Origin of the sequence: Brachybacterium kimchii (assembly GCF_023373525.1) — a bacterium.
Lineage (GTDB): Bacteria > Actinomycetota > Actinomycetes > Actinomycetales > Dermabacteraceae > Brachybacterium > Brachybacterium kimchii.
The window spans coordinates 3,152,445-3,175,933 of the sequence record NZ_CP097218.1; the positions used below are offsets into that span (position 1 = coordinate 3,152,445).

Below are 23,489 nucleotides of genomic sequence, written 5' to 3' on the forward strand. Positions count from 1 at the left end.
CCGGCGCGTGCGAGAGGCGGGGAACAGGGATGGGGAGGAAGTGGTGTCACATATTGTGAAAAGGCAAGGCTTGCCTAATGTCCATTGAGGCTAGCGTCGGGCCGTGACGAGCCCGGTGGGGCGGAGCTGATTCGAGACGCACCTCACGGCGACGGCTGGCCGGCCGCGCGGCCCAGCTCGTGCCTCGCGACGCGGGTCAGCGGCGGCGCGTCGTCACCTGTCCAGCTGGACGAGCGCTCCCGCCACCTCGCTGCGGTCCACGGTGCGATGGGCGAAGTCGAGCGCGGGGTGCCCTCCGACCCGGATGCCGCGGCGCGCGTGACGCAGCAGCTCGACGTCGTTCACGTCGTTGCCGACGGCGGTGTACGAGCCGTCGAGGATGCCGAGGCGGTGCAGCGCGGAGTGCTTGGTGACGCCGCTCGGCGCCACGTCGATGAGGTGCTCGTCTGGATGGACGGACACAGTCAGGCCGGAGCCCCGCAACTGCTCGATGACCTGGGAATCCTCGGTGAACAGCACCGCCTTCGCGTAGTCGGGGAGCGCACTGCGCGGCAGGTTGCGGGCGAGGCCTCCGGCGTCGAGCTGGCGGAAGATGCGGTGCTCCTCGTCGCCCGTGAACGAGAAGTCCCAGGGCCCGTCGACGAGCGCGGGCAGGGACTGCGATTCGATGATCTCGTCGAGCAGGGCTCTGGCGGCGGCAGGGAAGCCGACGACCTCGACGTCGGCGCTCTGAGCACGCCGCACGAAGGCGCCGTTCCCGCCGATCAGCGCGCTGGCTGCGAAGTCCTCCGGAAGCACGGGCAGCAGGTCGCGCACCGGGCGCGCGGAGGCGAAGACCAGTGGGTGCCGCGCGCGGACGCGGAGCAGGGCCTCGACGATGTCGTCCGTGAGGGTGCGGCCGTCGAAGCAGAGGGTGCCGTCGACGTCGAGCACCACGGGTTCGTCGGCGGCGCCGCCCCTGTCGGCGACACCGTCCCCGTAGGCGACGCCCTCCGCGTCGGCGATACCGTCCCCGTCGGCGATGTCATGGACCGGCATATACGGGACATCTCTGCCAGATATGGCAGAGATGTCCCGTATTTGCCGCTCGGCGACCGCCACCCGGCGCAGTCGATGCTCCTCGGAGGCGTGCTCCCGGCGCACCCGGTGCGCGTCGGCCTCGTGGGCCCCGCCGGCCGCGCCGTCACCGCCGTCCCCGCCGGGATCGCCGCCTTCCGGGATCACGGCACCCGGTGGCCCGCCGCGCGGAACAGCTCGTACCACTCGGCGCGGGTGAGCGGCAGCTCCGAGCCCTCGGCAGAGTCGGTGACGCGCTGCGGCGTGGTGGTGCCGAGCACGACCTGCATGTTCGCGGGGTGGCGGGTGATCCAGCCGGTCGCGATCGCCTCCGGGGCGACGTCGTACTTCGCGGCGAGTCGGTCCACCACGGCGTTGAGCTCCGGGTACTTGTCGCTGCCCAGGAAGACGCCGTCGAAGAAGCCGCCCTGGAAGGGCGACCAGGCCTGGACGGTGATGTCGTTCAGGCGGCAGTAGTCGAGGATGCCCCCGCCGTCCAGGACGCTGGACTGCTCCTCGCCGCTCATGTTCGCGGCGATGCCCTGCGCGATGATCGGCGAGTGCGTGATCGACAGCTGCAGCTGGTTGGCCACGAGCGGGCGGGTCACCGAGCGCTTGAGCAGGTCGATCTGGCGGGGCGTGTGGTTCGAGACGCCGAAGGCGCGCACCTTGCCGGAGGCGTGCAGGTCGTCGAAGGCGCGGGCCACCTCGTCGGGCTCCACGAGCGCGTCGGGGCGGTGCAGCAGCAGGATGTCGATGTAGTCGGTGCGCAGCGCCTTCAGGGAGCCCTCGACGGACTCGATCAGGTGCTCGTAGGAGTAGTCGAAGTAGGGGCCGTCGGTGACGATCCCGGCCTTCGTCTGGATCGTGATCTCGGAGCGCTCGTTCGCGTTCAGGTGCATCGCCTCGGCGAAGCGCCGTTCGCACAGGTGGTCGCCGCCGTAGATGTCGGCGTGGTCGAAGAAGTCGATGCCCGCGTCGCGGGCCGTGTTCACGAGGGTGCGGATCTCCTCGTCGGACTTGTCGTTGATCCGCATGAGGCCCAGCACCACGTTCGGTGCCGTGATCTCGGTGCCGGGAAGGGGGAAATGCTTCATCGCAGAGACTCCTGTGTCGTCATGAGATCGGCCGCGGACGCGGTCGGGCCGGTGAGCGGCGCTCGCCGGGGGCAGAAGGGGCGGGGCTGGAGGGCCGACGGGCTGACGGGTGGGGCCGGGCGAACCCCCGGTCCGACGGGCGAGGAGCGCAGGCGGTCCCTGGTCCGACGGGCGGGGCCGGGGCTCCGCCCGTCGGACGGAGCCCCGGCCCATGCTGTCAGGCGGCGCGTGCTCGCGGGCGCGCGCCGCTCGCCGTCAGTTGAACTCGAGCGGGTGGGTGCCCACGCGGCCCGAGCCGTCGCCCTTGTCGAGAGCGTCGATCGCGGCGACCTCGTCGGCCGGCAGCTCGAAGCCGAACACGTCGAAGTTCTGCTCCATGCGCTCGCGGTGCGTGGACTTCGGGAACACGATGAAGCCGCGCTGCAGGTGCCAGCGGATGACGACCTGCGCGGGGGTGACGCCGTGCGCGGAGGCCGCGTCGGCCACGGAGGACTCCTCGAACAGCGGGTACTTGCCCTGGCCCAGCGGGCCCCAGGACTCGATGTGCATCCCGTTCTTGCCGGCCCACTCGAGCACATCGCGCTGCTGGAGCGCGGGGTGCAGCTCGATCTGGTCGACGGCCGGCACGACGCCGGTCTCCTCCACGAGGCGGTCGAGATGCTCGGGCAGGTGGTTCGAGACGCCCACGGAGCGGGAGAGGCCCTGGTCGCGGATCTCCAGCAGCTTCTGCCAGGCGTTGACGTAGGTGTCCTTCTCGGGGGTGGGCCAGTGCGTGAGGTAGAGGTCCACGTACTCGAGCCCGAGCTTCTCGAGGCTCTCGCGGATCGCCGCGTGCGGCTCCTCGCCGGCCTGGCGGTCGTTCCACAGCTTGGTGGTCACGAACAGCTCGTCGCGCGGGATGCCGCTCTTGGCGATCGCGGCGCCCACGCCCTCCTCGTTGCCGTAGATGGCGGCGGTGTCGATGTGGCGGTAGCCGACCTCGAGGGCGCTGGTCACGGCCTTCTCGGCCTCGTCGGCCGGGACCTTGAAGACGCCGAAGCCGAGCTGGGGGATCGCATGTCCGGAGTTCAGGTTGATCGTGGGAACAGTCATGGCCCCGAGCCTAGGAAGCCTCGATATATAAGTCCAACAGCTCGCAGCGATGCCATTCATGGCGCCGGCTGGTAGATGAGAGGATGAGCCGGGCCGACGGACGGGCCGGGCAGGCGGATGTGCCGGGCCGACCCCGGCACACCGGCGATGGACACGAAGGATGCGAGGCGGAGATGGACCTGAGGCAGATGGAGTACGTGGTGGCGCTCGCCGACGAGCGGCACTTCACCCGCGCGGCCGAGCTCGCGGGGATCTCGCAGTCGGGGCTCAGCAGCGCGATCCGCGGCCTTGAGCAGGAGCTCGGCACCGCCCTGTTCGACCGCACCACCCGGAGGGTCGAGCCCACCGCGGCCGGCTTCGCGCTGCTCCCGCACGCGCGCGCACTCCTCGAGGAGGCCGCTCGCGCTCGCGAGGCCGTGATGCGCGTCGGCCCCGCCATCAGCGGTTCCCTGCGCGTGGGCGCCGAGCAGTGCCTGGGCCTCGTGGACGTCTCCGCCCTGCTCTCGACCTTCCACCAGCGCCACCCGGGGATCGCGACCGAGTTCGCCCAGGCCGGCTCGCACGAGCTGGTCGGAGCGGTGCGCGAGGGCGAGCTCGACGTCGCCTTCGTCGCGACCGACCGGCACCTCGGCGCGCTGCGCCACACCTTCCTGGGCGGGGAGCCGCTCGTGCTCGTCGTCCCGCCCGATCACCGCCTCGCCCGACGCACGACCCTGCGCTGGGAGATGCTCGACGGCGCCGACTTCGTCGACTTCTCCGAGACCTGGGGCGTGCGCACCATGAACGACGACCTGCTGGCGACCCACGGCGTGCACCGCCGCGTGCGCTGCAGCGTCAACGACGTGCACACCCTGCTGGACCTCGTGACCCGCGGGCTCGGCGTCGCGATCGTGCCCGCGCACGTCGCGCGGAAGCCTCAGGCGGCCACGCTGGTGACCTGCGAGCTCCCGGGCGCCGCCCAGCCCAGCTGGTCCGTGAGCGCCATCTGCCCGCTCGCCCCGGCGGCCGACGCCCCCTCCGGGTTGCTGCTCGAGCTTCTCGGGGAAACTGCGCCCTGCGAGGACGCGTCGTGCTTCGCCGGCGAAGCCGTCGAGACGACCGAGGTGATCGATGCAGCGGATGCGGAGGCCGCGTCCGCCGTGGGCGGGCAACCTGTCATGGCCGTCGGTCGCTGACGCTCCCGGCGCCTGAGACGGGGTGTCCAGGATCTGGGACACCGGGCTACGCTCGCAGGGTGAGCACGGCTGATCCTGCGAAACCCTCCCCGAGCCCCGACGACTCTTCCATCCCCTCCGGTCCCGCCTCGCCCGGTGGGTCCACCGCGGGCCGGACCGCTGAGCCCGCTGCCCCGGCCCGTCGTCGGCCCCGTGGCTTCATCACCGTCGCGATCGCGGCGATCACGATGATCGGCCCGTTCACGATCGACTCCGTCTTCCCCGCCTTCACCCGCATCGGCGCCGAGTTCGGCGAGTCCGAGGGCGCGCTGCAGCAGCTGGTCTCCGCCTACCTCGCGGCGTTCGCGGTGATGTCGATCTTCCACGGCCCGCTGTCCGACGCGCTGGGCCGCCGGCGCGTCATGCTCGCGGGCCTCACGATCTACGTGCTCGCGATGTTCGCCTGCGTGCTCGCCCCCTCCTTCGGCAGCCTCGTGCTGCTGCGGGTCCTGCAGGGCATGAGCGCCGGCGCGGCGACGATCATCTCCCGCGTCATGGTGCGCGACCTCTACTCCGGCGCCCAGGCTCAGCGACTGATGGCGCAGGTGATGGCCATCTTCTCGATCGCGCCCGCGCTCGCCCCGGTGATCGGCGGCTGGCTCCTGCTGCTGGGGGACTGGCGCTGGGTGTTCGGCGGGATCGGGATCTACGGGCTGCTCGCGATCGTGCTCACGATCCTGCTGCCCGAGACCCTCCCGCCCGAGCGGCGCTCACCGCTGCGGATCGGCTCCCTGCTCGGCTCGCTCGTGCACGTGGGCGCCTCGGCCCTTATGGTCCGCATCGCCTTCGCCACGGCCTTCGGCTTCGCCGCCCAGTTCCTGTTCATCGCGTCGGCGCAGATCATCGTGGTGCGCCTGCTGGGGCTCGGCGAGCAGGACTTCTGGGTGCTGTTCGTGCCGCTGATCATCGGCATGTTCACCGGCGCCCAGGCCGTCGGCCGGCTCGCCGACCGCCTTCCGCGCACGCGCATGATCACCATCGGCTACCTGGCGACGCTCGGCGCGACCGCCCTGAACCTGCTGCTCGTGGCGCTCGCCCCCGCGCCCGACGGCACGATCTCGCCCGCACTCATCCCCGTGCTCGTCGGCCCGATGCTGATCGGCTTCACCGTTTCCCTGATCTTCGCGCCCATCCAGCTCGAGATCATGGACCTCTTCCCTCACGCCCGCGGCGCCGCCGCCTCGCTGGGCACCTTCTCCTCGCTCGTGCTGAACGCGCTGCTCGCGGGGGTCGTGGCACCTCTCGTGACGGGCTCCCTGCTCACCCTCGCGGCGACCGCGCTCGCTTTCGTCTGCGCCGGCACCGTGCTGTGGCTGTGGCACCTGCGGGCCACGGGCGGGCGCGGCGCCGAGGTCGTCGAGGACGGCGAGGTCGTGGCCTAGCGCGGCACCCGGCCCGCAGGGCTCCCTGTTGCAGGCACGGGCCCGGCGGGCCGACGGAGGGCGGCGAGGACGCTCGGCGCCACGGCGGAGCCGGCGCCGACCAGGCAGAGCAGACCGCCGAGCGCGGCCAGTGGCGGCGGGGTCTCGCCGAGCACGATCCAGGCCATCGCCACCGTGATCCCCGGGACGATGAGCGAGGAGGAGCTGAGCACCCCGGCTGGGGTGCTGGTCAGCGCGTACCCCCACAGCAGGAACGCGCACGCCGTGGGGAAGACGCCCATGTAGACGACCGTGACGACCGAGGCGGCGGACGCCTCGGCGAGCTCCCCGATCAGCGCGGGAGCGAACGGGAGGCAGGCGAGGAACCCGGCGACGATGCCCACCACCGTCATCGAGGTCGAGTCGACATGCGGGAGCAGCGTCTTCTGCGCCAGCACGCTCCCGGCGTACAGCAGGGCGGCGAGGAGCCCCAGCAGCAGACCGGCGCCGGAGACGCGGCCGCTCGAGGTGGCGACCGTGATCAGGGCGATGCCTCCGAAGGCCACCAGGATCCCCGCCACCAGACGCACGGGCAGACCCTCGCGCAGCAGCAGTCCCGAGGCCACGGCGACGATGAGCGGAGCGACGTTGACCAGCATCGCGGCCGTCGCCGCGTCGATGAGCAGCTCCGCCGCGTTCAGCACGATGGTGTACGCCGCGAACCAGGCGACGCCCCACCCGATCACGCCCAGCCACAGCCGCGGGCTCCGCGGCATGCGCACGCGACCGAGGAGAGCGAGCGGGAGCAGCACCACGGCTGCGGATCCGCTGCGCAGCAGGGACATCGCACCGGGGGAGAAGTCCGCGCCGCCGGCCCGGATCACGACGAACGAGGACGCCCACATGATCATCACCAGCAGGGCCGCGAGCCACGGCAGGGCGGGATGCGACGGACGTGGCGGGACCGAGGACGGCGTCGGGCCAGGTGCGGAGGAGGACGCCGGGGGATGCGCGGCCGAGGGAACGGGCATGGGCCCATGATCCGGCAGCGGCGGAGGCGGTGCCAGCGGGATCCGGACACCGACGCGCAGGGCGCGGGCAGACGGCGCCCGCCGCCTCTTGACCACGGTCGACGCGCATGCCCACCATGAGGCAGGGCGCGGGACAACGAGGTCGGACGCGCCGCTGGGGAGCCGAGGAGGCCACCATGTCGAGCAATCGGGCAGTCGCGTACAAGGGAGCCGGGAAGGTCGAGGTCGTCGACATCGACTACCCCGGCTACGAGCTCAAGGACGGGCCGGGGGTGAACCCCGCGAACATCGGCCGGAAGCTGCCCCACGGGGCCATCCTGAAGGTCGTCACCACCAACATCTGCGGCTCGGACCAGCACATGGTCCGCGGCCGCACCACCGCCCCCGAGGGACTGGTGCTGGGCCACGAGATCACCGGCGAGGTGATCGACGTAGGCCCCGGCGTCGAGTTCATCAAGACCGGCGACCTGGTCTCGGTGCCGTTCAACATCTCCTGCGGGCGGTGCGTGAACTGCAAGATCGGGCGCACCGAGATCTGCCTGAACGTGAACCCCGACCGCCCCGGCAGCGCCTACGGGTACGTCGACATGGGCGGCTGGGTGGGAGGGCAGGCCGAGTACGTGCTCGTGCCCTATGCTGACTGGAACCTGCTGAAGTTCCCGGACAAGGACCAGGCCCTCGAGAAGATCCTGGACCTGACCATGCTCTCGGACATCTTCCCGACCGGCTACCACGGTGCCGTCACCGCGGGCGTCGGACCCGGCAGCTCGGTGTACATCGCGGGCGCGGGGCCGGTGGGCCTGGCCGCCGCCGTCGGCGCGCAGCTGCTCGGCGCGGCCGTCGTCATCGTCGCCGACATGCAGGAGGACCGCCTCGCCTCCGCCCGCGCCTTCGGCTGCGAGACGATCAACGTCGCCGAGCAGGATCCCCGCGAGCAGATCGCGAGGATCCTCGGCCGCGAGGAGGTCGACTGCGGCGTCGACGCCGTGGGCTTCGAGGCCAAGGGCCACGGGCACGACGCGAAGGAGGCGCCCGCGACCGTGCTCAACACCCTCATGGACGTCACCAAGGCCGGCGGCGCCCTCGGCATCCCCGGGCTCTACGTCACCGGCGACCCCGGCGGCGTGGACGAGGCGGCCAAGGAGGGCTCGCTCTCCCTGCGCCTCGGCCTGGGCTGGGCGAAGGCGCTCGGGTTCATGACCGGGCAGTGCCCGGTCATGCGCTACCACCGCCCGCTCATGGAGGCGATCCTGCACGACCGCGTGCACATCGCCGACGCCGTGAACGCCACCGTGATCTCGCTCGACGACGCCCCGCGCGGCTACGCCGAGTTCGACAAGGGAGCCGCGAAGAAGTTCGTCATCGACCCCCACGGGACGACGGGGCTCGCGACGGCGAGCTGATCCGCTGACCGGGTCCGGGTCTGGGCCCGGGCCCTGAGGATCGGGCTCGGGCCCTGTCAGCGCACGGTGGGGGAGAGCTCCCTGCCCAGGTAGAGGGTGGCCGCACCGATCGCGCCCACGTCGTCGCCGAAGGCGGAGGAGCTGATGGTGACCCCGCGGCGCCCGCCGCTGCCCTGCAGCGCGCGCTCGAGCACCTGCGGCATGGCGAAGGGCTCGAGCGCGCGCCAGTAGGGGCCGCCGATGATCACGCGGTGCGGGTCATGGATCCCGATCAGGGTGCGCAGCGCCTCGCCGAGCGCGGTGCCGTGCTCCTGCGCGATCCGTGCGGCCAGGCGGTCGCCCGACGTCGCCGCCGCGAGCAGGGCATCCAGGCGCTCGCCGTCGGCCTCGAGGGAAGCGGAGGAGAGCTCGTCCACATCGATCTCCGCCGCCGCACCCGCCGCTTCGCGCCAGTCTGAGTTCCCCGCAGAGCCGTCCGCAGCGCTCTTCGCGGCGTCGATCCGGTGCAGCATCGCGTGCACGTCCGTGAACGTCGAGAGGCACGCGCGCCTGCCGCAGCCGCACACGGGACCGTCGAGACCCGTCGGCAGATGCCCGATCTCCCCGGCCTGCGTGGTCGAGCCGCGCTGGACGCGGCCCGCGCTCGAGACCGCCGAGCCGACGCCCACGCTCACGTAGACGTACAGCAGCGTCTGCTCGCTCAGACGCTCGCCGGCCCAGATCTCCGCCGCGAGCGCAGCGTTCGTGTCCTTGTCCAGGAGGGCCGTGCGGCCCGTCGCCCGCGAGAGCATCTCCACGAGCGGGGTGTCCCACCAGTCCGGCATCCAGGGCGGATCCACGAGCACGCCGCGGCGCCAGTCCAGCCCGCCCGGGGCCGCGACGCCGATGCCCAGCAGCGCCTCCCGCGCACTCTGGCCGCCGGGCGTGCGCCAGCCGTCCTCGTACATCGTCGCGAGCAGCTCCTCGAGGCCCGCCGCGATCCGCGCCACCCCCGCATCGGGGTCCGAGCCCGGGGGCCCGAGCGCCTTCTCCGCGACGACGTTCGCCCCCAGATCGACGATGACCAGCGTGATCCCCGTGGGATCCAGATGCACGCCGGCCGCGAGCAGCGACGACGGCACGACGCGCAGCACGGTGCGCGGCTTCCCCCGGCCCGCGGAGAGCGTGCCGTCGGTCTCGACGAGGCCGCGTTCCATGAGCCGACGGGTGATGAGGCTGACCGCCTGCCGGGAGAGGCCGCTGCGACGCACCACCTCGGACTGCGAGCTGCCCTCGGGCGCACTGCGGATCGCGTCGAGCACGACGAGCTCGTTCTTGGCGCCGATGTCCGGCATGGATGACCCGCGCACGAGTGCTCCTTCCACCGCGGGGCGAGCCCCGTTGCCTTTAGTCCAACAGTGTGAGTAATGTACGTCACCGAGAGGCGCGGGATGGCGCGCGATGCGGAATGGACCGCATCGACGCGGTGCTCGATCCCCGCCGACGAACTCCGGTCTCCGCAGCCAGCGGGGCCGACACCCGGGCCTCACGACATCGCCGTCCGGCCCGCTTCCCGACCAGATTCCCCATCCCATCGTTCCCGCTCCGACTCCCACGTGAGCAGAGCCCCCGACGCGCCGGAGACGGCCCGCCGAGACCGAGGAAGGAACCACGATGAGTGTCACCGACACCGTCGGCCCACCGGCCGGCCCCGCGAGCGCCTCAGGCGCCTTGGGCAGTGCGGCGCCCGCCCCTCCCGCACGCCGCAAGCGCGGGATGAATGCGGGCCAGCGCCGAAAGCTCCGCACCGGCCTGCTGTTCATCTCCCCCTGGATCATCGGGGTCGTCATCTTCATCATCTACCCGGTCGCGTACTCGATCGCCCTGAGCTTCACGCGGTACTCCGGGATGGAGGCGCCCACGTGGGTGGGCGTTCAGAACTACGTCACGGCCTTCACCGACCCGATGGTGGGCAAGGCGGCGTCGAACACGATCTTCTACGCCATCATCGCCGTTCCGCTGGGACTGATCATCGCTCTGGCGCTCGCGATCGCGATGAACCAGAACGTGCGCGAGGTCGCCTGGTACAGGACGATCTTCTACGCGCCCTCGCTGATCCCGGCGTTCGCGATGTCCTTCATCTTCATCGTGTTCCTGAATCCCCAGTTCGGCGTGTTCAACCAGGTCCTCAAGATCTTCGGGGGCGCGAACGTCAACCTCCTGGGTGATCCCACCGGGGTGAAGATCGCGATCATCCTGATGGCACAGCTGGGTGCGGGCAACGCGGCCCTCATCTTCCTCGCCGGTCTGCGCAACATCCCGAAGACGATCTACGAGGCGGCCCGAGTGGACGGCGCCAGCCCCCTGCGCCAGTTCTTCTCGATCACGTTCCCGCTGCTCTCCCCGGTTCTGCTGTTCAACCTGATCACCGGCATCTCGGGATCCCTGCAGGTGTTCACCGAGGCATTCATCGTCACCAACGGCACGGGCGATCCCGACGCGGGCGCGCTGTTCTACATGATGTACCTCTACAAGAACGCCTTCGGCTTCGCCGAGCTCGGATACGCATCCGCACTCGCGGTGATCCTGTTCCTCGTGGGGCTGGCCCTGGCCCTGCTCGTCTACTGGCTGTCGCGCCGGTTCGTGAACTACGACGTGGAGGCCGGCTGATGAGCACCATGATCCAGACACCCCCGGAGAACATCGTCCCCGGGCGCAAGAAGGCCAACGCCGAGCAGTACAACCGCCGTGCCGACGGCACCAAGCGCTCCTGGCACTCGACGCTCATCGCGCGCATCGTGATGATCATCCTCAGCATCCTGTTCCTGATGCCGCTCTACTGGATGATCGTCTCCGCGCTCAAATCCGACCAGGAGCTCGCGAAGTTCCCGCCCACGCTGTTCCCGCACAACGTCGAGTTCGGGAACTTCGTCAAGGCCGTCACCGCGATGCCGTTCCTGCAGTTCTTCGCGAACTCCGCGATCATCACCATCTCGGTGGTGCTGCTGTCGGTGATCTCGAACTTCATCATCGCGTACGGCTTCGCGTGCATCGACTGGCCGGGCCGTGACAAGCTCTTCTACGTCGTCATCGCGACGCTGTTCCTCCCGTTCCCCGTCACCCTGATCCCCATGTTCGACATGTGGGCCCGACTGGGGCTGGTGAACACGCTGTTCCCGTTGATATTGCCGGCCATGTTCGGCAGTGCGTTCTACGTGTTCCTGCTGAGACAGTTCCTCAAGCAGATCCCTCAGCCCATGCTCGACGCCGCCCGGGTGGACGGCGCGAGCGAATGGACGATCCTGTGGAGGATCGCGTTCCCCACCGCGATGCCCGCGCTGACCACCGTCGCGATTTTCTCGGCCGTCGGCTCGTGGAACGACTTCATGGGACCTCTGATCTATCTGCAGGACCAGAAGGTCCAGACGCTCTCGATCGGTCTGCAGACGTTCCGATCCGTCAACGCGCAGGACGTCTCCTTCAACCAGCTGATGGCCGCCAGCTTCCTGGTGATCCTGCCGCTGCTGCTCCTGTTCTTCATCTTCCAGCGGTACTTCATCCGCGGCATCACGATCGGAGGCTTCAAGTGATCTCCAGACGATCCTTCCTGGCCGGAGCGACGGCCGCCGGTGCGGCCGTCGGACTGGGCGCCTGCGCCTCGGCACCTGCCGCGGGGCCGAACGTGGTCAGCTACTGGGGCCTCGGTGCGGCCGACGTCGACAAGGACAACCAGGTCATCGACGCCTTCAAGAAGACCGACGCGGGCAAGAACGCGGAGATCTACGTCGACCAGGTGCCGTCGAGCGGCGTCGCGGACATGAGCCAGATCATCACCGCGGTGCGCGGCGGGACAGCTCCCGACGTGTGGTGGATGGACCGCTTCAACGCGGTGCAGAACGCCTCGATCGGCCTGCTCGAGCCCATCGACGGCCTCATCGAGAAGTACGAGGACGTCTCGCCCGAGGAGTTCAAGTCCCAGTGGATCCAGTTCGCCATCGACGAGCTGACCTACGACGACCAGCTGTACGGGCTGCCGGCCACGACCGACGCCCGCGGGCTCCTGTACAACAAGGACGTCCTCAAGGATGCGGGGGTCGACCTCGATCTGTTCGACTGGAAGAAGCACGTCATCACGTGGGACGAGCTCGGCGAGGCCTGCGAGAAGATCGTGGACATCGACAAGCGCGGCAACTACAAGCGCTTCGGCTTCGCTCCCTGGCTCTCCGAGGGATGGCCATACACGTGGGGCTTCGGGCTCGACGCCCAGGCCTACGACAACGAGACCGCCACCGTCACCCTCGATTCCCCGCAGTGGGAGTCGGTGTACCAGCTCTATGCGGACTGGGCCGAGCAGTATCCCTACGCCTCGGTCGACGCCTTCTTCGCGACCTACCAGCCGCCGAACGCGCCGCCCACGCAGACGGCGATGTTCAGCGGCCGCCTGGGCGTGGACACGTCGGGGCCCTGGCAGATCAGCGGCAACGAGAAGTACGCCCCCGACCTTCCCCTGGACTTCACCTATCTGCCGGTCGCGAAGGAAGGGGACCCCACCTACACCTGGTCGGGCGGGCAGTGCCTGGTCATCCCCAAGGGCGCCAACATCACGAAGACCCTCTGGGAGTTCATGAAGTTCTATGCGGGCTTCGAGGGGCAGAGCATCGTCGTCCCCCAGTTCGGGAACCTGCCCACGAGCATCAAGGCCATCCAGGAGAAGAAGTACAACGCCAAGGCGGAGCTGTTCCGCACGATGCTCCCGAACTCCACCTCGCGCCCGCCGCTGCCGGTGGGGTCGGCCATGTGGGACACGCTCACGCGCACCAAGAGCTCGGTCGCCCTGGGCTCCTCGACCCCGAAGCAGGCCGTGGAGTCCAACCAGCAGATGATCGCGCCCAAGATGGAGCTCTTCCCCGACTACAAGATGCCCGAGACCTACGGCAAACCGAGCCCCGTCCCCGGCAGCTGACCGGGGCCGCATCCCGGGCCGACGAGCGCAGCCCGGGATGCGCCCCGCTTCTTTCCCCTGCCATCCCGATGCCCGGCCCCGCCCGGTCACGGATGCACCCCGCCTTCGGACTCGCACCACCTTCGGAAGGGAGGCCTGATGCTCGACCGACGACAGCTCCTCACCGGTGCGGGCGCAGTCCTCGCGGCAGGGCTGGGCGCGACGTCGTGCGCGGGCAGCGGACCGAGCGGCCCGCGCACCGTCCGCTACTGGGGGATGGGCGCCGCGGACAAGGACAAGGACGAAGCGGCGCGCGATGCCTTCCTGGCCACCGACGCCGGCGCAGGGGCGCAGGTCAGCATCGACCAGGTGCCCTCCAGCGGTGCGGCCGACATGAGCCAGATCATCACGGCGGTGCGCGGCGGGACCGCGCCGGACGTGTGGTGGATGGATCGCTTCAATGCGGTGCAGAACGCCTCCATCGGTCTGCTCGAGCCCGTGGACACCCTCATCGAGAAGTTCGAGGACGTCTCGCCCGAGGAGTTCAAGTCCCAGTGGATCCAGTTCGCCGTCGACGAGCTGACCTACGACGGGAAGCTCTACGGACTTCCGACATCGACGGACGCCCGCGGGCTGCTCTTCAACGAGAACGTGCTGAAGGATTCCGGAGTCGACCTCGACATGTTCGACCCCGAGCAGCACGTCCTCACCTGGGACGAGCTGCGGGATGCCGCGCGGCAGATCACCCACCAGGACTCCCGCGGGAACTACGACCGCCTCGGATTCGCGCCCTGGGCCGACCAGGGCATGCCCTACACCTGGGCGTTCGGCCTGGACGCGCAGGTCTACGACAACGCGACCGGCCAGGTGGTGCTCGACTCCCCGCAGTGGAAGTCCGTGTTCGACCTCTACGCGGACTGGGCCGAGGAGTTCCCCTACTCCCGGGTCGACGCATTCTTCGCGACCTATCAGCCGCCGAACGCGCCGCCCACCCAGAACGCCGTCTTCGGCGAGCATCTGGCGATCACCACGGGCGGGCCCTGGCAGATCTCCGGGAACAAGAAGTACGCGCCGAAGCTGCCGCTGAAATGGACCTGGCTGCCGGTCGCGAAGGACGGCGACCCCACGTACACCTGGTCCGGCGGCTTCTCGCTGGTGCTGCCCAAGGGATCCAACATGTCCCGCACCACCTGGGAGTTCATGAAGCACTTCACGGGCTTCGCCGGACAGTCGATCGTGGTCCCGAAGCTCGGCAGCCTGCCCACGCATCTGCGTGCGATCACCGAGAAGAAGTACGACCCCGACGCCGAGCTGTTCCGCCAGATGTTGCCGAACTCGACCTCGCGCCCGCCGATCCCTGCCGGATCCGCCGCGTCCGACACCCTCGACCGCGCGAAGACGGCAGTCGCCATCGGCTCCAAGACCCCCCAGCAGGCCATCGACGAGAACCAGGCGATGGTCGTACCGAAGATGGAGCTCTTCCCCGACTACACGATGCCCGACACCTATGGGAAACCCCAGCAGATCCCCGACGGGGAGAAGTGAACCCGGCCCGTCGGCCGCACTCTTCGAACCGCACCGCAGATCACCGGCCCTTCGGCCGGACCACAGACCCCCGGCCCCGTCGGCCGGTCAGGAAAGCACCAACCCCACGAGACGGAAGCAGGAATCTTCTCCATGACCTCCCCCTCCACCGCGGCAGCGCCCCTGCGCATCGCCGTGCTCTCCGCCTGGCACGTGCACGCCGAGGAGTACGGTCGGGCGGCGATCGAGCATCCGGACACGGAGCTCGTCGCCGTCTGGGACGACGACACCGCGCGCGGCCAGGAGCTCGCCGAGCGCCTGGGCGTGCCCTTCGAGGCCGATCTCGACGCCCTGCTGGCCCGCGAGGACCTCGACGGCGTCACCAACACCACCGCCACCACCGTGCACGACGAGATCCTCGGCAAGGTCATCGCCGCGGGCAAGCACGTGTTCACCGAGAAGCTGCTCTCGCCCAGCGTCAAGGGCTGCGATGCCCTCATCGACGCGGCAGGCGAAGCGGGCGTGGCGCTCACCGTGTCCCTGCCCCGGCTCTCCCACGGCTACACCGTGGCCCTGCGGAAGATCCTCGAGGACGGAGCCCTCGGCCGCATCACCTATGCGCGCGTGCGTCTCGCGCACGACGGATCGACCCGCGACTGGCTGCCCGCCCGCTTCTACGACCCGGCCGAGGCCATCGGCGGCGCGTTCTCCGACCTCGCCGCCCACCCCGTCTACCTCACCCAGCTGATCCTGGGGGAGGACGTCTCGAGCGTCCGCTCGAGCTATACGGACATCACCGGGCGCGGCGTCGAGGACAACGCCTCGGTCACGATCACCACGCCCGACGGCGCCATCGGCGTCATCGAGACCGGCTTCGTGACCCCTGCCAGCGGCTTCACCATCGAGGTCCATGGCACCGAGGGCTCGCTGCTCTACGGCTTCGGCGGCGAGAAGATGCTGCTGACCACCCGTGAGGGCACCACCGAGGTCGAGGTCCCCAGCGACATCGATGCGCCGTTCTGGCAGTGGGTCCAGGCGATCCGCACCGGCGAGCCCACGCTCGAGAACCTCGCCCGTGCCCGCGCCCTCACCGCCCTGGTCGTCGCCGCGAACGCCGACGCCGGGATCTGATCGGGCAGCAGGCACGGTCCGCCGAACCCTGCACCCGCTGCAGGGCCCGCCCCACCCCACCCCTGACATACCCCTGACATCCGCTCACGAAGGAGCACCCCCATGACCGTCACCCTTCCCGTCCGCATCGGCCTCATCGGCGGCGGCGGCATCGCCAACGCCCACCTCAAGGGCTACTCCACGATCCCGGACCGCGCGCGCGTGGTCGCGATCGCCGACGCGAACCCCGAGACCCTCGCCCTGCGCACCGAGGAGATCGGCGCCAAGGGCTACTCGGACTTCACCGAGCTCGTGCAGGACCCCGACGTCGACGCCGTCGACATCTGCCTGCCGCACCACCTGCACAAGCCCGCGATCGTCGCGGCGGCGAACGCCGGCAAGCACATCCTGTGCGAGAAGCCCCTGTGCCTCACCGCCGAGGAGGCCGCCGAGGTCCGCGCGGCCGTCGACGCCGCCGGAGTCACCCTCATGTGCGCGCACAACCAGCTGTTCATGCCGGCCGTCGCCAAGGCCAAGGAGGTCATCGACTCCGGTGCCCTGGGCGACGTCTACGAGGTGCGCACCACCGACTCGTTCTTCAACGACTTCGACCCGGAGAACATGGGATGGCGCGCCCACACCGCCACCAGCGGCGGCGGCGAGTACATCGACACCGGCTACCACCCGACCTACCTGCTCATGCACCTCTCGGGCGGTCGTCCGAAGCAGGTCTTCTCGATGATGTCGACCCACCGCCTGAAGTTCATGGAGGGCGAGGACTCCGCGCAGGTCCTGGTGCGCTTCGACAACGGCAGCGTGGGCCAGCTCGTCACCTCCTGGGCCTACCAGGCGGCCCCCGGCACCGACCGCTTCTCCGTGGTCGGCGAGAAGGGCTCGCTGAGCTCCGACGGCTCGACCCTGCGCGTGAAGCTGCGCGCGGAGGACGAGGAGCAGGTGTACGCCGCAGAGCCCATCGACACCTTCGCCGCGGAGATCGCCGACTTCGTGACCTGCCTGGAGACCGGAAAGCGTCCGCTCAACACCGAGGAGGAGGGCATCGCCGTGCTCGGCATCATCCTCGCCGCCTACGAGAGCGCCCGCACCGGCGCCGCCGCGGAGGTCATGAGCGCCTGAGGTGATGCCCGCCTGATCTCAGGCGCCTCGTACGCCGTATGGCGAGTCAGCGGGGGGTCGGGTGACGTCGCAGAGAGCGCGTCACCCGACCTCCCTATGCATCCCGGTGGACGGCTCTCCGGCGGAGGCGCGTCTGCCCAGGTGCGCGCGACGCTCCTCAGGCGCGCACGACGCGCACGTGCAGCGGCAGCGCGTCCTCGAGGGCGGTGACCCGCGGGTCGGTGATCATCGTCCCGCCGACGGTGGGCAGCGCGAGGTAACCGCGGCGGATGTGCACATGCAGCGCGTCCGCGTCCGATCCGCCGGCAGCCGCGTCCGTTGGCGCGGCCTCGACCCGCCATCGACGCGGGTGCGCCCGCAGCTCCCGCGTCTCCTCACGCGTGGCGGGGTCGGCGAGGAGCGCCGCCCAGAGCTCGCCGTCTGTCATCTGCATCAGGTCCGCCGCATCGAACGACGCCCCGGCATCGAGAGCGGTCGTGACCAGGTGCTTCAGCACGGCGATCGGGACGACGTTGGAGGGCGCGCGCTGGTGGCGGGCCTCCGCGACGATGAGAACCACGAGTTCGCCGGCGGTCTCCGCGTCGGTATCCACGGCGCCGTCGACCAGTCGCATCCGCTCGAGCATCTCGCGCGGGGGCGTGGTGGTGCGTCCGTGCACCTGGCCGCTGCGCAGGAACGAGTCGAGGTGGTCGAGTTTGAGGGCGCCGGCGGCGTTGGTCAGGGGAGAGGGCCGCACGCCCTCGTCGATCGCGATGATCTCCTCGGCGTCCAGGTCGTGCCGCCGCAGCATCGGATCGAGCTCGGCGATCCGCGCGCGGCCGATCGTGTGATGGTCGAGCCCACTCAGCCCCTCGAGGGTGTGGCTGAAGGGCAGGTGCCCGATGTCGTGCAGGAGCGCCGTCGCACGAGCCGCGTGATCCTCCGGCGCGAAGTGCGCGGTCAGAGCGAGGACCCCCAGGGAGTGCTCGATGCGCGAATAGCTCTGGGTGGTGGTGAACGAGGCGATGCCGGCGTGGGCGACGAAGGCCAGACGCCGCACCCACCAGGTGTCCAGCAGCTCGAGCTCCAGCGGGGTCAGCTCGACCTCGAGGCGCCAGACGGGATCGAACCAGCGCCCATCCAGCCCCAGGGTGTCGGCGTCGATCCCGCGCACGGCGTCTCCATTCGATGGTCGTTGCCGTCGGCCGCCGGCCGACGGCTGTGGCTCGTCAGTCTCGCGCAGCCGAGCACCTCACCGCTGCAGATCGCCTCGGGGCACCCGATCGCGGTCGTAGGTGATCTCCGTGTAGCCGTGCGGTGCCGGTCGCCCGTCCGCGTCGACGTTGACGAACACGAGCTCGTCGATCGTGAGGATGCTCTGCTGGGTGAACAGGTTCCGCGCCTCCGCGCGCATCGTCAGTGATGTGCGCCCGAACTTCGTCGCGACCAGGCCGATCTCGACGATGTCGCCCTCGCGGGCCGAGGAGACGAACACGATCTCCGACATATATTTCGTGACGACGCGCTGGTGGCCCAGCTGGATGATCGCGTAGACGGCCGCCTCCTCGTCGATCCAGCGCAGCAGGCTGCCGCCGAAGAGGGTGGCGTTGGCGTTGAGGTCCTCGGGCCGCACCCACTTGCGGGTGCGGAAGGACATGACCGGTTCGGACGAGGAGCTCTCCATGTCTGGACATTTTAGGGAGCGCCGCCCGGCCGCGGGAAACCGGTGTGGCGCAGGCGGTACTGGGCGGTGACGTGAGCACGTGGTGACGTCACCGGGAGATGGTGACGCCCCGGGAAGTGGTGGCGCTCCGGGACGGGCCGCTCGCCGGATGGCAGGATCGAGCGCATGGTCAGCGAGGACGGCAGGCATGGGGCCGAGCGCCTGTTCTGGGACCCCGACGTCGCGATCCGGCGCGCTGCGACGCCCCCGGAACCGGCTCCCGCGAGGGCGCGGATGCTCGTCCTCTCGCCCGACGACTCGGCGATCGTGGCGATCCTCCGCACTCGTCCCGGCCGCGAGCCCTACGCCGTGCTCCCCGGCGGGGGCCTCGAATCCATCGACGCCGATCCGCTGGCCGGCGCGCTGTGCGAACTCACCGAGGAGACCGGACTGCAGGGCGAGAACCTGGACCTCATGACCAGCAGCGTCATCGTCAAGGACCAGCAGTGGATCTTCCTCGCTCGCGCCCGCCGCCGGCTCCCGCTGCGCCTGGGATGGCCCGAGACGGGACGGGACGCCGGGACCCACGGCACCTATGAGCCCGTGTGGCTGCGCCCGGGCGACGCGCTCGAACAGCTCAGGGGCGGGGTGCATCCGGACTGGATCACGGGGATGATCGTGGCAGGACGCTGAACCGCGAGGAGGCGGCATGCCCGGCACCGATCACACGCACCATGAGAGCGACGACGGCGGAGGGCGGCCGACCCGCCGCACCGCCGCGACGCTCGCCCTCGTCACGCTCGGAGGCCTTGCCGCCTGCACCGATACAGGGACGTCGCCGCGGGGGAGCGAGGCCGGGGACCGGACCTCCGACGGCGGGGGAACGTCGACGCCGCGCACCGGGGATGTCGAGGTCCTCGCCGAGGGCCTCGAGGCGCCCTGGTCCATCGCGTTCCACTACGAGGCCCCGCTGATCACCGAGCGCGACAGCGCCCGACTCCTCGAGCGGAAGCCGGACGGTTCCCTGCGCACCGTCGCGACGATCCCCGGCGTCACCCCGCAGGGCGAGGCGGGGCTGCTGGGCATCGCCGTGCGCGACGGGGCGCTGTTCGCGCACTCCACCTCCGCGGACGGCAACCGGATCCAGCGCTTCGAGATCACGGGCGACCCCGGCTCGCTGGGCCTCGGCGAGGCGACGACCCTGCTCGACGGGATCCCGTCGGCCGCGAACCACAACGGCGGGCGCCTCGCCTTCGGACCCGACGGCAAGCTCTATGCGACGGCCGGCGACGCGGGGGACAGGGACGCCGCGCAGGACGTCGACGCGCTCGCCGGGAAGATCCTGCGCCTCGAGCCCGACGGTTCCGTGCCCGCCGACAACCCCTTCCCGGACTCGCCCGTGTTCAGCTTCGGGCACCGCAACCCGCAGGGCATCGCCTGGGACGAGGACGGCACGATGTACGCGAGCGAGTTCGGGCAGGACACCTGGGACGAGCTCAACGTCATCGAGGCCGGGAAGAACTACGGGTGGCCGAGGGCAGAGGGCATCGCCCACGAGGACGGCCTCGTCGACCCGCGGCAGCAGTGGCACCCCGCGGACGCGAGCCCGAGCGGCCTCGCGATCTCCCACGGCACGATCCACATCGCCGCCCTGCGCGGCGAGCGCCTCATCGACGTCCCGCTGGACGACCTCGCGGCCTCGACGCCGCGACTGGTCGGTGCCCACGGCCGGCTGCGCGACGCCGTCATCGCCCCCGACGGCTCCCTGTGGGTGCTCACGAACAACACCGACGGCCGCGGCTCGCCCTCCGACGGCGACGACCGCCTGCTGCGGGTGAGCGCGGGATGACGAGCCAGGCTCTCGCGGAGTGGCCGAGGGTGGAGGGGCCCGGCCCGACGCGCAAGGGCGCGGTTCGGGATGAGTCGGGACACTCCCGGCCGGCGGTCTCCGGCGGAGGCGTGCCCTTCGCGTCGTCATACGTCGGGTCGCGACGAATAGAGCACGCGACCGGACCTATGGCTACGCGTGGTGCACAGGGTCTGTCGACACCGTGCGGTCGAAGTGCTCGGGCCGGCGGGCGGCCAGATCTCAGGCTCGGCTTCGCCCGCAGGCCCGGTCCGATCCGTCAGATCGCGCCCTGCGCCTCGGTGCCGGAGGGCAGCGGAGTCATGCGGGTGACCAGGGTGGGCTTCTCGATCAGGTCGGCGATGTCCCCGTTGAGGATGCCGACGGCCTCGCCCGCGCCATGGGTGTCGAGGTCCTGGACGGTCGTCCACTTCTCGATCATGGTGATGGTGCCGTCCTCGGCGTCGTGGATCGAGTAGAGCTCGCAGCCGGGCTCCTCGTGGACGGCGGCGATGCCTCGCTGCATGGCCTGCACGAGCTCCTGCTTCTTCCCGGCCTGGGGGTAGAACACGGCGGTGACGATGACGGTCATCGGGACAGCTCCTTCGCGTCGGTCCGGCGGCCTACCGCCGGTGGCTCGAACGTATCAATCCAGCTCAGCGGCAACGAGCGCACCCCAGGATGTGGACCGTGCGATGCTGGGAGAACCGCTGGGCGGACCACTCGCGCCAGATCGCACCGAGCAGAGCCGCCCGGTCCTGCAGGCCGCCGAGAACACGGTCCGCTCCCGTCGGAGGAGAGCACGATGAGCACCCTTGACGACGTCCGTCGCCTCGCGACCGCTCTGCCCCGGGTCGAGGAGTCGACCTCGTACGGCTCCCCGGCCTTCCGCGTGGGCGGGAAGGTGTTCGCGACCGTCCGCGGGGCGCGCCGCGCCGAGATCGTGGACCGGCTCGTCGGCCCCGGCGCGGAGATCCTCGTGGCCGGGTGCCATGACGTCGGCGAGCGCGAGGCCCTCATCGCCGCCCGGCCCGACCGCTTCTTCACCACCGACCACTACCGCGACCACCCGAGCGTGCTGGTCCGCCTGGAGACCGTCGAGGACGACGACCTGCGCGAAGTGCTCGAGGACGCGTGGGACGCCCGGGCCCCGCAGTCCCTGCACCCGGGGGAGTGAAGCGGTCCACGCCTCTCCTGTCTCTCGCGTTCCGAGAACGGCCCTCGCCATCCCCGGCCGTCCGTCGTTGGATGGCTACGCTGGCCAATGGCCCCGCGGCCGCACATCATCCCCGACAGCGATGGAGCATCCGGACATGAGCACACGGCGGAACCAGGGATCCACGAGCGCCGGATCCGCGCAGGCCCTCGACGCCTTCGCCCAGATCATGGGGCCCTCGCACGTGCTCACCTCGAAGCGCGCGACCGCCCCCTACGCCACCGGCGACCGCTTCGGCTCCGGCGACGTCCTGGCCGTGCTGCGCCCGGGCTCCCTCGTGGACATGTGGCGCGCCCTGCAGGTGTGCGTCGACCACGACCTCATCGTCATCACCCAGGCGGCCAACACCGGCCTGACCGGAGGCTCCGGCCCCGGCGACCAGGACTACGACCGCGACATCGTCATCATCTCGACGCTGCGCATCGACCAGATCCATCTCATCAACGACGCGCGCGAGGCGATCTGCCTGGCCGGCGCCACCCTCTTCGAGCTCGAGGAGACCCTCGCCGAGCACGGACGCGAGCCGCACTCGGTGATCGGCTCGAGCTCCATCGGCGCGTCCGTCGTCGGCGGGATCGCGAACAACTCCGGCGGCAGCCAGATCCGCAAGGGCCCCGCGTTCACCGAGCACGCGCTGTTCGCCCGGGTCGACGAGGACGGCACGATCCACCTGGTCAACCACCTGGGCATCGACCTCGGCACCGACCCCACGCACATCCTCGACAAGGTGCAGCGCGGCGACTGGGACCCGGCCGACGTGACCCCTCCGCCGGAGGACTCGACCGGCACCGACTACGCCGAGCACGTGCGCGAGATCGCCGACACCCCCGCCCGGTACAACGCGAACCCGAAGTTCCTGTTCGAGGCCTCGGGCTGCGCCGGCAAGCTCATGGTGTTCGCGGTGCGCACCCGCACGTTCCCGCTCGAGAAGGACAAGGCGACCTTCTACATCGGCACCGACCGGCCCTCCGACCTGGAGGCGCTGCGCCGCGCCTTCCTCGCCGCCGACGGACCGCTGCCGATCTCCGGGGAGTACATGAGCTCCCACGCCTTCGACCTCGCCGCCGAGTACGGCAAGGACACCTACGTCTCCCTCAAGCACGCCGGCAGCCGCACCCTGGTGCGCATGTTCGCCCTCAAGAGCTGGGCGAACGGAGTCTTCGAGAAGCTCCCCGGCTTCGGACCCTCGGTCGCCGACGAGATCTCCCAGAAGCTCTTCGGCCTGATCCCCGAGAAGCTCCCGAAGCGCCTGCTCGACTTCCGCGACCGCTTCGAGCATCACCTGCTGCTCGTCGTCAGCGGCAGCGAGCGCGAGGCCACGCAGCGCCTGCTCGCCGACTTCTTCGCCGCGCCCGACCACGAGGGCGAGTTCTTCGAATGCGACGCCGACGAGGCCCAGAGCGCCACCCTCATCCGTTTCGGCGTGGCCAGCGCCGCCGGCCGGTACTTCACGATGCACCGCGAGGAGGCGTCGGCCATGGTCACCTTCGACGTCGCGCTGCGCCGGGACGACGAGGACTGGCTCGAGGTGCTCCCCGCGGAGATCGCCGACCAGCTGCTGGAGAGCGTCTACTTCGGACACTTCTTCTGCCACGTGATGCACCAGGACCACGTGGCGAAGGCGGGCGTGGACCCCGTCGCCCTCAAGAAGCGCATGAGGACGCTGCTCGAGGACCGCGGCGCCGCCGTCCCCGCCGAGCACAACTACGGGCGCATCTACCCCGCGCCCGAGCCGATGGTCGAGCACTTCCGCGAGATGGACCCGCGCAACATGTTCAACGCCGGCGTCGGCGAGACCACGTCGCACAGGGACTGGGAGCCGGCCCCCGCCCGGGGCTGACG

The 23,489-nt window shown here is 70.4% G+C and carries 21 protein-coding genes; 13 read left to right on the top strand and 8 right to left on the bottom strand.

Annotated elements, in window-relative coordinates:
- Positions 1–213 precede the first annotated feature (213 nt).
- The 3 genes from M4486_RS14430 to M4486_RS14440 form a co-directional block, all read right to left on the bottom strand.
- Entirely contained in the window at positions 214–1,038 is an 825-nt protein-coding gene (locus M4486_RS14430) for an HAD hydrolase family protein (RefSeq protein ID WP_249477927.1), read from the bottom strand.
- 182 nt (positions 1,039–1,220) lie between these two features.
- Entirely contained in the window at positions 1,221–2,153 is a 933-nt protein-coding gene (locus M4486_RS14435; protein WP_249477928.1) for an aldo/keto reductase, read from the bottom strand.
- A 255-nt stretch (positions 2,154–2,408) separates the two neighbouring features.
- Complete coding sequence (locus M4486_RS14440; RefSeq protein ID WP_249477929.1) at positions 2,409–3,245, bottom strand: aldo/keto reductase; 837 nt, start codon at positions 3,243–3,245, stop codon at positions 2,409–2,411.
- A 173-nt stretch (positions 3,246–3,418) separates the two neighbouring features.
- On the opposite strand from M4486_RS14440, the gene M4486_RS14445 reads away from it, so the two are divergent.
- Positions 3,419–4,420, top strand: a complete 1,002-nt coding sequence (locus M4486_RS14445) for a LysR family transcriptional regulator (RefSeq protein ID WP_249477930.1) — start codon at positions 3,419–3,421, stop codon at positions 4,418–4,420.
- 59 nt (positions 4,421–4,479) lie between these two features.
- On the top strand, positions 4,480–5,841 hold the full coding sequence (locus M4486_RS14450) for an MFS transporter (protein ID WP_249477931.1): 1,362 nt from the start codon (positions 4,480–4,482) through the stop codon (positions 5,839–5,841).
- On the opposite strand, the gene M4486_RS14455 is transcribed toward M4486_RS14450, so the two are convergent.
- Positions 5,838–6,851, bottom strand: a complete 1,014-nt coding sequence (locus M4486_RS14455; RefSeq protein WP_249477932.1) for a DMT family transporter — start codon at positions 6,849–6,851, stop codon at positions 5,838–5,840. The two genes, M4486_RS14450 and M4486_RS14455, sit on opposite strands and share 4 nt — an antisense overlap.
- Positions 6,852–7,027: 176 nt before the next feature.
- Between M4486_RS14455 and fdhA the strand changes: the two genes are divergently transcribed.
- Entirely contained in the window at positions 7,028–8,254 is a 1,227-nt protein-coding gene (fdhA, locus tag M4486_RS14460; RefSeq protein WP_249477933.1) for a formaldehyde dehydrogenase, glutathione-independent, read from the top strand.
- Positions 8,255–8,310: 56 nt separating this feature from the next.
- On the opposite strand, the gene M4486_RS14465 is transcribed toward fdhA, so the two are convergent.
- The gene (locus M4486_RS14465; protein WP_249477934.1) at positions 8,311–9,603 is read right to left on the bottom strand and encodes an ROK family transcriptional regulator; all 1,293 of its coding nucleotides are present in this window, start codon (positions 9,601–9,603) and stop codon (positions 8,311–8,313) included.
- 304 nt (positions 9,604–9,907) lie between these two features.
- Between M4486_RS14465 and M4486_RS14470 the strand changes: the two genes are divergently transcribed.
- The 6 genes from M4486_RS14470 (at position 9,908) to M4486_RS14495 (ending at position 16,943) form a co-directional block, all read left to right on the top strand.
- The gene (locus M4486_RS14470; RefSeq protein WP_239205474.1) at positions 9,908–10,903 is read left to right on the top strand and encodes a carbohydrate ABC transporter permease; all 996 of its coding nucleotides are present in this window, start codon (positions 9,908–9,910) and stop codon (positions 10,901–10,903) included.
- Positions 10,903–11,823 (top strand): carbohydrate ABC transporter permease, encoded by a 921-nt coding sequence (locus M4486_RS14475; RefSeq protein ID WP_239205476.1) that lies wholly within the window; start codon positions 10,903–10,905, stop codon positions 11,821–11,823. Before M4486_RS14470 ends, M4486_RS14475 begins: the two co-directional genes overlap by 1 nt.
- Positions 11,820–13,196 (top strand): extracellular solute-binding protein, encoded by a 1,377-nt coding sequence (locus tag M4486_RS14480; RefSeq protein ID WP_239205478.1) that lies wholly within the window; start codon positions 11,820–11,822, stop codon positions 13,194–13,196. The genes M4486_RS14475 and M4486_RS14480 overlap by 4 nt, the downstream gene beginning before the upstream one ends.
- A gap of 138 nt (positions 13,197–13,334) precedes the next feature.
- Entirely contained in the window at positions 13,335–14,720 is a 1,386-nt protein-coding gene (locus tag M4486_RS14485; RefSeq protein ID WP_249477935.1) for an extracellular solute-binding protein, read from the top strand.
- Positions 14,721–14,852: 132 nt separating this feature from the next.
- On the top strand, positions 14,853–15,830 hold the full coding sequence (locus tag M4486_RS14490; protein ID WP_249477936.1) for a Gfo/Idh/MocA family protein: 978 nt from the start codon (positions 14,853–14,855) through the stop codon (positions 15,828–15,830).
- Between the two features lie 102 nt (positions 15,831–15,932).
- The gene (locus M4486_RS14495) at positions 15,933–16,943 is read left to right on the top strand and encodes a Gfo/Idh/MocA family protein (RefSeq protein ID WP_249477937.1); all 1,011 of its coding nucleotides are present in this window, start codon (positions 15,933–15,935) and stop codon (positions 16,941–16,943) included.
- Positions 16,944–17,100: 157 nt separating this feature from the next.
- Here M4486_RS14495 and M4486_RS14500 read toward each other — a convergent pair whose 3' ends face one another.
- The gene (locus tag M4486_RS14500; protein WP_249477938.1) at positions 17,101–18,096 is read right to left on the bottom strand and encodes an HD domain-containing protein; all 996 of its coding nucleotides are present in this window, start codon (positions 18,094–18,096) and stop codon (positions 17,101–17,103) included.
- Between the two features lie 78 nt (positions 18,097–18,174).
- Complete coding sequence (locus M4486_RS14505) at positions 18,175–18,606, bottom strand: acyl-CoA thioesterase (protein WP_249477939.1); 432 nt, start codon at positions 18,604–18,606, stop codon at positions 18,175–18,177.
- Positions 18,607–18,771: 165 nt separating this feature from the next.
- Between M4486_RS14505 and M4486_RS14510 the strand changes: the two genes are divergently transcribed.
- Positions 18,772–19,278, top strand: a complete 507-nt coding sequence (locus tag M4486_RS14510) for an NUDIX domain-containing protein (RefSeq protein WP_249477940.1) — start codon at positions 18,772–18,774, stop codon at positions 19,276–19,278.
- A 16-nt stretch (positions 19,279–19,294) separates the two neighbouring features.
- Entirely contained in the window at positions 19,295–20,434 is a 1,140-nt protein-coding gene (locus M4486_RS14515) for a PQQ-dependent sugar dehydrogenase (protein ID WP_249477941.1), read from the top strand.
- Positions 20,435–20,711: 277 nt separating this feature from the next.
- Here the strand turns inward: M4486_RS14515 and M4486_RS14520 are convergent, their stop codons facing one another.
- Positions 20,712–21,023, bottom strand: a complete 312-nt coding sequence (locus M4486_RS14520; protein WP_228356834.1) for a putative quinol monooxygenase — start codon at positions 21,021–21,023, stop codon at positions 20,712–20,714.
- A 213-nt stretch (positions 21,024–21,236) separates the two neighbouring features.
- Here M4486_RS14520 and M4486_RS14525 point away from each other — a divergent pair, with 213 nt between their 5' ends.
- Positions 21,237–21,608, top strand: coding sequence for an MmcQ/YjbR family DNA-binding protein (locus M4486_RS14525; protein WP_249477942.1), 372 nt, complete (start codon positions 21,237–21,239; stop codon positions 21,606–21,608).
- 136 nt (positions 21,609–21,744) lie between these two features.
- On the top strand, positions 21,745–23,487 hold the full coding sequence (gene dld, locus M4486_RS14530; protein WP_249477943.1) for a D-lactate dehydrogenase: 1,743 nt from the start codon (positions 21,745–21,747) through the stop codon (positions 23,485–23,487).
- Positions 23,488–23,489: the final 2 nt, after the last annotated feature.

What these genes read in the sequence shown, in the direction of transcription:
- M4486_RS14430 (WP_249477927.1), bottom strand. Translation starts at nt 1,038, where the DNA reads ATGCCGGTCCATGACATCGCCGACGGGGACGGTATCGCCGACGCGGAG.
- M4486_RS14435 (WP_249477928.1), bottom strand. Translation starts at nt 2,153, where the DNA reads ATGAAGCATTTCCCCCTTCCCGGCACCGAGATCACGGCACCGAACGTG.
- M4486_RS14440 (WP_249477929.1), bottom strand. Translation starts at nt 3,245, where the DNA reads ATGACTGTTCCCACGATCAACCTGAACTCCGGACATGCGATCCCCCAG.
- M4486_RS14445 (WP_249477930.1), top strand. Translation starts at nt 3,419, where the DNA reads ATGGACCTGAGGCAGATGGAGTACGTGGTGGCGCTCGCCGACGAGCGG.
- M4486_RS14455 (WP_249477932.1), bottom strand. Translation starts at nt 6,851, where the DNA reads ATGCCCGTTCCCTCGGCCGCGCATCCCCCGGCGTCCTCCTCCGCACCT.
- fdhA (WP_249477933.1), top strand. Translation starts at nt 7,028, where the DNA reads ATGTCGAGCAATCGGGCAGTCGCGTACAAGGGAGCCGGGAAGGTCGAG.
- M4486_RS14470 (WP_239205474.1), top strand. Translation starts at nt 9,908, where the DNA reads ATGAGTGTCACCGACACCGTCGGCCCACCGGCCGGCCCCGCGAGCGCC.
- M4486_RS14475 (WP_239205476.1), top strand. Translation starts at nt 10,903, where the DNA reads ATGAGCACCATGATCCAGACACCCCCGGAGAACATCGTCCCCGGGCGC.
- M4486_RS14485 (WP_249477935.1), top strand. Translation starts at nt 13,335, where the DNA reads ATGCTCGACCGACGACAGCTCCTCACCGGTGCGGGCGCAGTCCTCGCG.
- M4486_RS14490 (WP_249477936.1), top strand. Translation starts at nt 14,853, where the DNA reads ATGACCTCCCCCTCCACCGCGGCAGCGCCCCTGCGCATCGCCGTGCTC.
- M4486_RS14495 (WP_249477937.1), top strand. Translation starts at nt 15,933, where the DNA reads ATGACCGTCACCCTTCCCGTCCGCATCGGCCTCATCGGCGGCGGCGGC.
- M4486_RS14505 (WP_249477939.1), bottom strand. Translation starts at nt 18,606, where the DNA reads ATGGAGAGCTCCTCGTCCGAACCGGTCATGTCCTTCCGCACCCGCAAG.
- M4486_RS14510 (WP_249477940.1), top strand. Translation starts at nt 18,772, where the DNA reads ATGGTCAGCGAGGACGGCAGGCATGGGGCCGAGCGCCTGTTCTGGGAC.
- M4486_RS14515 (WP_249477941.1), top strand. Translation starts at nt 19,295, where the DNA reads ATGCCCGGCACCGATCACACGCACCATGAGAGCGACGACGGCGGAGGG.
- M4486_RS14520 (WP_228356834.1), bottom strand. Translation starts at nt 21,023, where the DNA reads ATGACCGTCATCGTCACCGCCGTGTTCTACCCCCAGGCCGGGAAGAAG.
- M4486_RS14525 (WP_249477942.1), top strand. Translation starts at nt 21,237, where the DNA reads ATGAGCACCCTTGACGACGTCCGTCGCCTCGCGACCGCTCTGCCCCGG.
- dld (WP_249477943.1), top strand. Translation starts at nt 21,745, where the DNA reads ATGAGCACACGGCGGAACCAGGGATCCACGAGCGCCGGATCCGCGCAG.